General features: G+C 68.4%; 3 protein-coding genes. 1 reads left to right on the top strand and 2 read right to left on the bottom strand.

Annotated elements, in window-relative coordinates:
- Window positions 1–2: 2 nt before the first annotated feature.
- Window positions 3–7,334 carry an SDR family NAD(P)-dependent oxidoreductase gene (locus ACFWUP_RS15240; protein ID WP_379234583.1) on the top strand — a complete coding sequence of 2,444 codons (7,332 nt, stop codon included), beginning with the start codon at window positions 3–5 and terminating at the stop codon, window positions 7,332–7,334.
- On the opposite strand, the gene ACFWUP_RS15235 is transcribed toward ACFWUP_RS15240, so the two are convergent.
- Window positions 7,335–8,495: a hypothetical protein gene (locus ACFWUP_RS15235; protein WP_379234581.1), complete on the bottom strand. Its 1,161-nt coding sequence runs from the start codon at window positions 8,493–8,495 to the stop codon at window positions 7,335–7,337.
- Between the two features lie 242 nt (window positions 8,496–8,737).
- Window positions 8,738–12,466 (bottom strand): helix-turn-helix domain-containing protein, encoded by a 3,729-nt coding sequence (locus ACFWUP_RS15230; RefSeq protein ID WP_379234579.1) that lies wholly within the window; start codon window positions 12,464–12,466, stop codon window positions 8,738–8,740.
- Between the last annotated feature and the right edge of the window lie 131 nt (window positions 12,467–12,597).

Here is a 12,597-nt window from a genome sequence, read left to right as displayed (position 1 = left end):
ACATGACGTCAAAGCTCGATCAAGCGACCGAGGCATTGCGCAAGGCACTCATCCACATCAACCGACTCGAGCAGCAGAACGAGGCGCTCGCCGCCCGAACCTCGGACCCCATCGTGATCGTGGGGATGGGCTGCCGCTTTCCCGGCGGGGTCTCGACACCGGAGGACCTGTGGGATCTGGTTTCCCGACGCGCCGACGTTGTGGCGAAATTCCCCGACGATCGCGGCTGGGAACTCGATGACGTCTTCGATCCGACCGCCGCGACACCGTACGAGCGCGCGGGCGGATTCCTCGACGACGTCGCCGGATTCGACGCCGGTTTCTTCGGGATCTCACCCGCCGAGGCGCTCACGATGGACCCGCAGCAGCGGTTGCTGCTCGAAGTGTCGTGGGAAGCCCTCGAGCACGCGGGAATAGACCCGCACACCCTGCGTGGAACCCGGACCGGTGTCTTCGCGGGCGTCATCGCCCAGGGCTACGGGGTCGATACGGAAGGGCTCATCGGGACCGGGCAGACCACGAGCGTGGTGTCGGGCCGAGTGGCCTACGCACTCGGCTTGGAAGGACCCGCGGTGTCGGTGGACACCGCCTGCTCGTCGTCGCTGGTGGCCTTGCATTCGGCGGTGCAGTCGCTGCGGCTCGGGGAATGCGAGCTGGCCCTGGCCGCCGGCATCACGGTGATGGCGAACCCGGGTGTGTTCGCGGAGTTCAGTCGGCAGCGGGTGTTGGCCACGGATGGGCGGTGCAAGGCGTTCGCGGCGGCGGCGGATGGGACGGGCTTCGCCGAGGGCGTGGGTGTGCTGGTGGTGGAGCGGCTGTCGGATGCGCGGCGGCTCGGGCACGAGGTGCTGGCGGTGGTGCGGGGTTCGGCGGTGAATCAGGACGGTGCGTCCAACGGGTTGACCGCGCCGAACGGTCCGTCGCAGCAGCGGGTGATCCGGGCGGCGCTGGCGAACGCGGGGTTGGTGGCCTCGGAGGTGGATGTGGTCGAGGCGCATGGCACCGGGACCGCGTTGGGCGACCCGATCGAGGCGCAGGCGTTGTTGGCGACCTATGGGCGTGACCGCGCCGAAGGTCGTCCGCTGTGGTTGGGGTCGGTGAAATCCAATATCGGCCATACGCAAGCCGCCGCCGGGATGGCCGGGGTGATCAAGATGGTCCAGGCCATGCGGCACGGGGTCTTGCCCGCGACCCTGCATGTGGATTCGCCCAGCCCGTATGTGGATTGGTCCGCGGGCGGGGTGGAGTTGTTGGTCGAGGAGCGGGTGTGGCCGGAGGGCGGTAGGTCGCGGCGGGCGGGTGTTTCGTCGTTCGGGATCAGCGGGACGAACGCGCATGTGATCTTGGAGCAGGCGCCGGGTGAGCAGGCACGGACGGCAGAGGGCGGACAGTTCGTCGTGCCGTGGGTGTTGTCGGGCAGGACCGCCGATGCGTTGGCGGGTCAAGCTCAACGGCTGCTGACGTACGCGCGGGAGCAACCCGACCTGCGCGCGTCCGATATCGGGTTCTCGCTCGCCAACCGGGCCGCGTTCGAGCATCGAGCCGTGGTGGTCGGCGCCGACCGCGACCAGCTGATCCGGGGACTGGCCGGATTCCTCGACGACGAGCCCGGCCGCGACCTCGCCTACGGCCGCGCCGACTCCAGGGGCCGCACCCTGTTCATCTTCCCGGGACAGGGCTCGCAGTGGCTGGGCATGGGCGTGGCCCTGCTCGACACCTCGCCGGTGTTCGCCGAGCACGTCAACGCCTGCGCCGATGCCCTCGCCGAATACGTGGACTGGTCGGTCATCGACGTGCTGCGCGGCAGCGACACCGCACCGGAGCTGGAACGAATGGACGTCGTCCAGCCGGTTCTGTTCACGGTGATGGTGGCGTTGGCCAAACTGTGGGAATCCCTCGGTGTGCGACCCGACGCGGTGATCGGACACTCCCAGGGGGAGATCGCGGCCGCCTACATCGCGGGCGCGCTGTCGCTGCGTGACGCCGCCCGCATCGTCGCCCTGCGCTGCCAACTGGCGGTGCCGTTGCGCGGTGGCGGCGGACTCATGACACTGGCCTGCGGCAAGCAACAGGCCGTCGAACTCATCGGCGACTGGGGTACGGCGCTCAGTATCGCCGCTGTCAACAGCAGCGTCGCGGTCACCGTCTCCGGCACCGCGACGGCCCTCGAGGAACTGCTCGCCCGCTGCGAGAGCCAGGGTATTCGCGCGCGGCGGCTCGACGCGGCCTACGCTTCCCACTCGAGCCAGGTCGAAGCGTTCCGCGACGAACTGCTCACCGTCCTGTCGGGAATCGAACCCCGCTCCTCGACCATCGAATTCTACTCCACTGTCACCGGAAACCTCTGCGACACTGCGGATTTGGACGGGGAATACTGGTATCGCAATTGTCGGCAACCGGTCGAGTTCGAGGCCGCGATCGGGGCGGCACGCGCCGAGGGGTACCGGGTGTTCGTCGAAACGAGCCCGCACCCGGTCCTGCTGGCGAGCACCGAACGCAATGTCGACGACACCGACGCCGTGGTGGTCGCCTCCCTCGCACGCGGCGAGGGCGGGCTCGACCGATTCCTGTTCTCCGCCGCACAGGCGTATGTTCGCGGCGTCGGTGTCTCCTGGAATGCCGTCTTCACCGATTCCGCGCCGCGCCGTATTCCGCTGCCCACGTACGCGTTCCAGCGCCGCAGGTACTGGCTGGCGGGTGGTGGCGCGACGGGTGCGGGTGCCGGCGGCGCCGGATCGTCCGGCGACACCGACGCGCTCTTCGCGGTGCGGTGGTCGCCCGCGACCACCGTCGACGGACAACCGCGACGCACCCCGGACACGGTGGTGATGGCAGTCGGCGCGCACGGTGGTGACGTCATCACCGATGTCCACACCGGGGTCGTTCGAGCCTTGGAATTCATACAAGCCTTTCTGACACACCATGATTCGGGCACCCTGATCGTGGTGACACGCGGCGCCGTCGCCCTACCAGGGGAGGACGTCACCGACCTGGCCGGTGCGGCGGTCTGGGGCTTGGCGCGGTCGGCACACACCGAGCACCCCGGCCGAATAGTGCTGGTGGACACCGACTCCGAGGTCGACCCGGCGGCCGTTCTCGCGGTCGGCGAACCGCAGCTACTCATCCGCCACGGCATCACCCACACCGCCCGACTGACCCCGGCGCCCGCAGAGCCTGACCCGAGCGCCACCGGAATCGACCCGGCGGGCACGGTGTTGATCACCGGCGGCACCGGCATGGCGGGCGCTGCGCTCGCCCGACACCTGGTCACCGCGCACGGTGCGCGAAACCTGTTGCTGGTCAGCCGAAGTGGTCGACACGCCGAGGGCGCCACCGCCCTCGTCGCGGAACTCGCCGGGCTCGGCGCACAGGTTCGAGTCGCCGCGTGCGACGTCTCGGACCGCGACGCCCTGGCCCAACTGCTGTCCGAAATCCCCGCTGACGCCCCGCTGACAGCGGTCATCCACGCCGCGGGAACCCTCGACGACGCCGTGATCGAGTCACTGACCCCCGACCACGTCGAACGAGTACTGCGGACGAAAGCCGACGCCGCCTGGCACCTCCACGAACTGACCCGCCACCTGAACCTGTCCGCCTTCGTCCTGTTCTCCTCGATGGCCGCCCTTGTCGGCGCCCCCGGACAGGGCAACTACGCCGCCGCCAACGCCTTCCTCGACGGCCTGGCCACCCACCGACGCGCGCACGGCCTGGCCGGTGTCTCGCTCGCCTGGGGTCTGTGGGCACAGGCCAGTGGTATGACCGGGCACCTCCAGGCCGAGGACATGACCCAGATCGGCCGAATCGGGTTGGTGGCCATGCCTTCTCGGGAAGCCGTCGCCCTGTTCGACGCGGCACTGCGGACCGACCGCCCCTGTCTGGCCCCGGCCCGCCTCGATCTCACCCGCATCAGATCCCAAGCCGCAGCGGGCGTCGGCTCCACCCTGTTCGCCGACCTGGCTCGCGACGCGGACCGCGCACCCGACACCGAGCCCGCCGAGCCGGCGCTGACCCGGCGCCTGCGCGGACTCTCCGAGGAACACCAGCACGGCGTCGTCTTGCGGCTGGTCCAGTCGCACGCGGCCGTCGTCCTCGGCCACGACGGCCCCGACGACATCGACCCGGCAACCACCTTCCAGGACCTGGGATTCCGATCACTGTCCGCCATCGAATTCAGCAACCGGATCAAAGCCGCCACCGGACTCGCGGTGTCCTCGGCCCTCATCTTCGATTTCCCCACCCCGGACACGCTCGCCCAGCACCTGCGGCAGGAGATCAGCGGCGCGCGGGACCTCGCGCAACCGCAGGCGCCGGCACCCGTGACGGCGCACGAGCCGATCGCGATCGTGGGAATGGGCTGCCGATTCGCCGGGGGCGTGCGGTCGCCGGAAGACCTGTGGGACCTGATGAGTCGCGGCGACGACGCCGTCACGGGGTTCCCCGATGATCGAGGCTGGGAGCTGGCCGACCTGTTCGACCCCGACCCCGCCGCGGTCGGGAAGTCGTCCACGCGCGCGGGCGCGTTCCTTGACGACATCGCGGGCTTCGACGCCGGCTTCTTCGGGATCTCGCCCGCCGAGGCGCTCGCGATGGACCCCCAGCAGCGGATGCTGCTCGAGGTGTCATGGGAAGCCCTCGAGCACGGAGGAATCGACCCAAACCTTCTGCGTGGCACCGCGACGGGCGTCTTCACCGGGATCATCACCCAGGGCTACGGCGCCGGGACGACCGAGGGCGAGGGATATCGGGTGATCGGCTCGGCGTCGAGTGTGGCCTCGGGTCGCGTGTCGTACACACTCGGGCTGGAAGGGCCTGCGGTGTCGGTGGACACGGCCTGCTCGTCATCGCTGGTCGCCCTGCATTCGGCGGTCCAGTCGTTGCGGTTGGGCGAATGCGACATGGCCCTCGCCGGTGGCGTCACCGTGTTGTCCACCCCGCAGGTCTTCGTCGAGTTCAGCAGGCAGCGCGTGGTGGCGCCCGACGGTCGCTGCAAGGCCTTCGCCGCTGCGGCCGACGGCATGGGATTCGCCGAGGGTGTCGGTGTGCTCGTGGTCGAACGGCTCTCGGACGCGCAACGGCTCGGGCACGAGGTGCTGGCGGTCGTGCGCGGTTCGGCGCTGAATCAGGACGGCGCCTCGAATGGGCTGACCGCACCCAACGGGCCCGCCCAGCAACGGGTCATCCGGGCCGCACTGGCCAACGCGGGCCTGGCGGCCGCCGACATCGACGCGGTCGAAGCACACGGCACCGGCACCGCGCTGGGCGACCCGATCGAGGCGCAGGCACTGTTGGCGACCTACGGTCGAGAACGAGCGGGCGAGCGACCGCTGTGGCTGGGATCGGTGAAATCCAACATCGGCCACACACAGGCCGCGGCGGGCATGGCGGGGGTGATCAAGATGGTCCAGGCGATGCGGTACGGGGTCCTGCCCGCGACCCTGCATGTGGATTCGCCCAACCCACACCTGGATTGGTCAACGGGTGCGGTCGAGTTGTTGACCACCCCGCGCGCGTGGCCGGAGACCGGTGGGCCGCGCCGCGCGGGGGTCTCGTCATTCGGGATCAGCGGCACCAACGCCCACGTGATCCTGGAACAGGCTCCGGTGCAACAGCATTCGCGGCCCTCCACCATCACTGCGCCCGAGGACAGCGGGGCGAGCGCTGGTGTCGTGCCCTGGTTGGTGTCGGGCAAATCCGCCGCGGCCCTGACCGGGCAGGCCGCTCGACTGCTCGCACATGTGCGCCGCCACCCGCACGACACCCCCGTCGATATCGGGTTCTCGCTGGCCCATCGGACGGTATTCGACCATCGGGCCGTGGTGGTCGGCGAGGACCGCGACGAACTGCTGCGCGCCCTGACCGACCTGGTCGAGCACGGCCCCGGCGTCGACATGCCACGATCACCCGCGCGGGTCGCGGGCAAGACCGCGTTCGTCTTCCCCGGACAGGGTTCGCACTGGCTCGGTATGGGCGCGCAGTTGCACGCGAGCGTTCCGGCCTTCGCCGAGGCTTTCGACGCCGTGCTCGACGAACTCGACAACCATCTCGCCCGGCCACTGCGTGAGGTCCTCTGGGGCGCGGACGAAAAGCTGCTCGACAGTACCGAATTCGCGCAACCCGCCCTGTTCGCGGTCGAAGTGGCCCTGTTCGGCCTGCTGCGACAGTGGGGCCTGCGACCGGACTTCGTGCTGGGTCACTCGGTGGGCGAGTTGGCCGCCGCCCATGTCGCGGGTGTGTTGTCACTGCGCGACGCGGCCTTCCTGGTCGCGGCCAGAGGCCGACTGATGGGTGCCCTGCCCGATGGCGGGGTCATGCTCGCGGTGCGGGCCGGCGAGAACGAGGTCCGTTCGCTGCTCGTCGACGAAGTAGCGATCGCCGCGGTCAATGGACCACTGTCGGTGGTGATCGCCGGTTCCGCACCCGAGGTCGACACGATCGCCGACCGGTTGCGTGCCATGGACCGCCGAGTTCGCCGCCTGCCGATGTCGCACGCGTTCCACTCACCGGGGATTGAACCGATACTCGCCGAATTCGGTGACCTCGCCGCCACCGTCGCGGTCGCCGCCCCGCTGATTCCGCTCGTCTCCACACTGACCGGGGCGCCCGCCGCCGACGACTTCGGTTCGGCGCGGTACTGGACCAGGCAGGCACGCGAAACCGTGCGATTCGCCGACAGCGTGCGATTCCTGGAATCGGCGGGCGTGACCAGATTCCTCGAACTCGGGCCGACCAGCGGACTCACCGCGGCGATCGAGCAGACCCTGTCGGGGCCCGCGACGGCGGTCGCCGTCCTGCGTCAGGACGGTGCCGAGCAGGTCTGCCTGCTGGAGGCATTGGGGCGTATGGTCGCGGCGGGCGCGGATATGCAGTGGGATCAGGTGTTCGCGGACTCGCGCGCGCGCCGAATCCCGTTGCCCACCTACGCGTTCCAGCACCGCCGCTACTGGCTCGCCGGCTCGGAGCCCGCCGCTGTTCGCGCGGGGTCCGGCAGCGTCGACGACGAGCGGGGTCCGTCGCCGCTGAGCCGTCGAGGCGATGAACACCGGCAGTTCGGCGCGATCGCCGAACTGGACATCCTGGAACGCCGCTCCGCGCTGATCACCCTGATCAGGACGGAGGCGGCCCACATCATGTCCTACCCCGATCCCGGTGACATCGACCCGGACGGTCTGTTCGAGGGTATGGGTCTGGACTCCATGGGCGCGATCGCGCTGATGAGCAGTCTGCGCTCGGCGGTCGGGATGCCGTTGCTGACGAGTCTGGTGCTCGAGTATCCGACACCGGTCGAGCTGGCCGACCACATCCTGGCCGAGTGGTCGGTCGAAGCCCCCCGCTAGTCAGCCCCGTCGCGCGATCACGGGCGCCTCGGGTGCGTGCGCGGAAATGCGGGCCTCGACATCGACGACGCGCGCCGCCGGATCGGCCAGGTGTCGGCTCACCGCCGCCGACGCCTGCTCGGCGATGCGGCGCCGCACCCCACCGAGCGTGCCGAGCGTCCGCGCGCGCATCCCTTCGGCACGCAACTGGACCGCGATCTGATCGCTGCGCGGCGGATCGACCTCGACGACGATCAGCAACGGGGCCGCCGTGCGCGCCCGCAATTCCAGCGCGATGTCCACCTCGGCGTGATAGCGGTTGGTTCCCAGTCCGGTGACGACGACCTCGAGAACGACAGGAACGACCAGGTCGAAGGTGACGGAGTCCGCGCCGGTTCGCCTGGTGATCCGCGGCATCCGAACAGTGCCACGTGCCGACACCCGGGCCGTACCGCGCGGCCCGACCTGCTCCGGGCCCACGGTGACAACCCGCCCCGACAGCTGTGCGGCCACCGCGGCGATCTGCTGGGTTGTCACGATCCGCGGCAGCAAACGGCGGCCGAACTCCGCGTCGTCGATCCAGTCGAACGCGGTGAGATCGTGGTGTTCGGTCGGGGTTCCGTCGACGATCGCGCCGATATCGAACACCCGAGCCCGCCGGGCCGCCGGGTCGGCCAGTAGCGCGTTGAGCCGGTCGGGGATATCGTCGCGGACCAGCTTCGCCATCGGTCCGACGAGTGTGCGCGCTTCGGTATCGGCGGACTCCACCTCGATGACGGGTCGGCTGACATCGTGGCGCGTGACCGGCGCGATATCGATGACGACGAGTAGCGGATCGGCGGTCCGCGCGCGCAAGGTCAGATCGATATCGACCGTCGCGGCGAGCCGCAGGGTCCGCGTACTGAGCGCGATCGAGATATCGAGCCGAACCGGCAGTCGCAGCTCGAACACCACCGCCGACGCGGTAGCGGCGACGATCGGTGCATCGACCTCACCACGCACCGTAGCCTTCGCGACCTTGCCCGGCCCGACGGCGAAGGTCCCCATATCGATCCCGTGACCGACCAGCCGCGACACCGCCGCGTCGATCCGTGCCGGGGTCACCGCCGCCGCGACGAACCGCGCACCGAACTCTTCGTCGGAGATCAGTGTGGGCGAACCGTTTTCGCTTGGTGCAGACATGATCATCCCGGAATCTCGGCGTGGACAGAGCCTGCCCTCTCCGGGGCAATGATCCTCGAATAGTACTGACCACCGACCCTCCTCGGCCATCCGTTCAGGTCACTGACCTGGTAGCGAAATACACTGACCGACAACAATTTCGACGAAGGGCCACCTTGGTCGTGCCCGGCCGCTATCCGGCCACCAAGGTCCAGTCCTGGCGGGTCACACCGGACAACGTCGCGACTCGGATGGACGAGTGGTCAGGTCGGGCAAAGGCTTCGTGACGGGTAGTCGGGGATGTGTCGTTCCCATTCGGTCGCGGTCAGTGTCGTGCTCCCGCTGACGCAGATGTCGTCGGCGACCTTGTCCGGGTCGGTAGTCCAGAGGTGGACGATCCTGTTTTCTCCTGCACCAGTGAGGAATTGGCCGTCTCGTCCGAATTTCGCGTCATTGACGCGGCCTTGGTCGGCGGTGAGGTTCGCCAGGACATGAGGTTGGTTGGGGGTCGATGTATCCCATAGCCAGATTCCGCCGTTGCCGCTGCGTGCGAGGGTACGCCCGTTCGGGCTGAAGGCCAGGCTGTAGGCGGGTTCGACGGGGCCGATCAACTGGGCGACCGGCCGTGGATTCCGAGGGTCGCGGACATCGAACAGGTGAACGGTTGGTTCGTGCCCGCTGGCGGCGAGGACGGCGCCGTCGGGGCTGATCGCGATCCTGTTGACGGTGCCGTCGAAGTCGTCGAGTGACAGTAGGTTCCGTGGGTTGGCGGGGTCACCGATATCCCATAGCTGGACGAGGTCGGCGTTGGTTCCTGCTGCCAGCAGTGTTGCGCTCTGGTCGATGGCTATGTCGCGCGGACGACTGTGTCCTGTGTCCAGCAAGGAAAGGCGTTGTGGTGATACCGGATTGGTCAGGTTCCAGATCGTGATGACCGGGTGGTCTTGGCTCCCCGCGATGAGTTTGGTTCCGTCAGCGGTGAACAGCAGCGTCGCGACCAGCGATGGCACGGCCTGGATCGCGGTGATGTAGCGGGGGAGGCTTCGCGTGCTGATGTCCCACAGATAGACCTGTCCGCTGGTGGTGCCGACAGCGGCCAGCGTTCCGTTCGGGGATATCGCGACGGCTCCGGTGGGAGTGTCGTCGTGAGGAATATCGAGAGGTTGGATCGGTTGCGGCGTACGTGGATTGGTGAGATCCCAAAGGTAGCTACGGGTTTCGCCACGTCCGGGGCCGACGAGCAGTGTGGTGCCGGCACCGTTGAACGCCATGAATTCGATCTTGGCGCGGGCTCCGCTCAGTGTCACGGCTGGAAGTGGCCACAGCCTGGTTGTGCCGTCGACGCCGGCGGACACGACGGTGGCATTGCCGGCGAATCGGACCGACCCGACAACTGCGGGGTTGGGTAGGCTGAGCTCGAGCGTGTCGTCGGCCAGTGTCCAGATTCGGATCGAGTTGTCGGAGCTCGCGGCCGCGAGTCGGTTTCCGTCGGGGCTGAAGGCAAGGTCGTTGACGTAGCTGGTGAACCCGCCCAGCGTCGGTAGCTGGGTCGGGGGAGTCGTGTCGTTGAATCGCCATCGCTGCACCTGTGACGAGCGCGTCCCGATCGCGAGCATCGACCCGTTCGGGCTGAACTGCACCGCTTGGATGGTGTCGAGGGGGCCGTCAGGTGGCAGATCGAGCAGCAGCGTTGCTTCGGGGCCGGCAATGTTCCATACCCGCAGCGAGCGGAACTTTCCGCCGGCGGCGAGGCGTTTGCCGGTCACGTCGACCGCGACGATGGTTTGCCCGCCGGGAAGGTGCAGTGGCGCGAGTTCGGTGGGTCGGCTGGGATCGTCGATCTGCCAGCGTCGGATCTCCGGCCCGTCGGTTCCCGCGACCACAGTGCGGCCGTCGGGACCGAAGGCGAGGCTTTTGATGGCCTGCGCAGGGATGGCACCCAACAGTGTTGGCGTATCCCAGTTGCCGACGTTCCAGAGTTCGATCGTGGAATCGCTCGCACGCGCCAGCAATCCGGTGTCCGGGCTGAGTGCCATCGCGATCAGCGACGCCATCGTCGGCAGGGGCGTGGTGGTCAGGTGAGGTTTGCCGTCGCTGGTCCGCAGCAGCGACGTGGTACCGTCGGCCGCCCAGACGAGCAGGGCATCGCCCGGGCCGGGGGTGACAAGTGTGTTGCCCGGGGGTCCGGTGAGGCGGACCGGGGTGTGGACCGCTGAGGCGTCGAGGACGGCGGATCGCGCTTCGATCGTCGGGTTGATCCGGTAGGCCGCCAAAGCCAGCTGCGCGGCCAACGCCGGATCGGTGTCGCGCAGACGGATCGCCGCGCCGGCGACTTGACGTGACACGGCCTCATCGCGGGCCAGGCGCGCGCTCGCGCGCGAAGCGATGGCGAGCAGCGCCGCGGTCACCGCGACAACGAGCAACACCGCCAGCGCGGCCACCATCTGCTGCAGTCGACGCCTGCGGCGGCGCTCGCCGTCGCGGACTCGCTGGTTGTGATCGACACTGGCGGTGAGGAATTCACGTTCGAGCACATTGAGTTCGTGGTCATGGTCGCCGCATTCGGCCCATTCCAGGATCGGCGGCAGTCGGGTCGCGCCGAGTAGTGCGCTCGGGTCGCGCCCGCTGTCGTCCCAGTTCTGGGCGGCGAGGGTGAGCCGGCGATGCAGGATCAGACCCTCACGGTCGGCGTTCATCCAGTCGGTCAGACGCTCCCACGCGCCGATCAGTGCTTCGTGGGAGATGGAAACGGTCTGTGCCTCGACGGTCAGCAATCGGCTGTGTGCGAACTGGTCGAGCACCATGTCGACGGCATCTTCATCGAACAGCAGTTCCGAGCGCCGGACCCGTCGGCGGGTGTGGGTCTGGTCATCGAGGTTGACCAGCCGTAGGAACAGCTTGCGCGCGATGTGCTGGTGGTGTTCGGTGAGCTGTCCGAACAGTTGCTCGGCGCGTTGTTCGATCGCGCCACCGATCCCGCCGACCGCCTGGTAGTCGGCGACGGTGAGGGTGTTTCTGGCTGCCCTGCGCCAAGTTTCGAGCAAGGCGTGGGACAGCAGCGGAAGAGCTCCGACATCGTGCGCGTACTCGGTGCCGTGTGGTCGCAGCTCGGTGAGCAGCAGGTTCACCATTTCGGGCGCGACATCGCAACCGGCTGATCGTGCCGGCTCGACAATGACGTGGCGCAATGCCGAGGCGGTGAGCGGGCCGACCACCGTCGAACGTTCGTTCAGGGCCGCGAGCAGACCGGGTTCGGCTGCGGCCGCGGCGAAGAAATCAGCCCGAAGTCCGAGCACGATGATCGGGTCCGAATCCTCACCGGTGATGGCGTCGAGGAACCCTCGACGTTCGATCTCATCGGGGCACAGGGTCCACGCTTCCTCGAACTGGTCGACAACGATGACATCTGTCGAATGAGGCACTGCCCATAGGGATTCCAGCGGATGCCGACCTGGGAGAACGAGGCAGACGTCCAGGCGTTCGTGGCGCAGCGCCGGTATCAATCCGGCGCGCAACAGTGATGATTTGCCCGAGCCTGATGCCCCGATCACCACCAGGACCCGGTCCGCGCCCTGGTTGCCCATCGCAGCCATCACCTGTGTCCGCAGGAGTTCGGTCAGTTCGGCACGGCCGAAGAAGCGTTGGGCGTCGGACTCACTGAACGACCGCAAACCCAGGTACGGCGGTTCGCTTGCAGCGGTGCGGCGCCCGGCCGTTGCGCGCACTCTCTCGACCGCGTGCAGCCACGCGGTCTGTTCGGTGAAATCTGTGACGCCACACGCCCCCAACATCTTCCGCAGCATGGGTTCGTTGGCTTTGGTCGGGACGTGATGCCCGGCGGACCAACTGCCGATCGTGCCCTGGGGAACCCCCGATTTCTGGGCCAGCTGGCGCACGGTCAAGCCCGCGGACTCGCGCAAGTCGGCGAGCGCGGAGGCGAGGTCTTCCCGTGTTCGGATGGATTCCGGGGTGTGGCAGTGTTGGTCGCCCACCAGCGTAGTGTAGCCAACGCGCACAGCACTTTTCGCTGGTCGCCCGTACTGGATCAGACCAGGTCGCGGGTCACAGCGGCGCGCCGAGCCGACTCGCCGTATCGGCCGCGGCAGGCTTGCCCGCGGCCGAT

This window comes from Nocardia sp. NPDC058658 (assembly GCF_042716665.1).
In the GTDB taxonomy this organism is placed as follows: Bacteria; Actinomycetota; Actinomycetes; order Mycobacteriales; family Mycobacteriaceae; genus Nocardia.
This window is presented reverse-complemented; position numbering and strand designations above follow the sequence as displayed.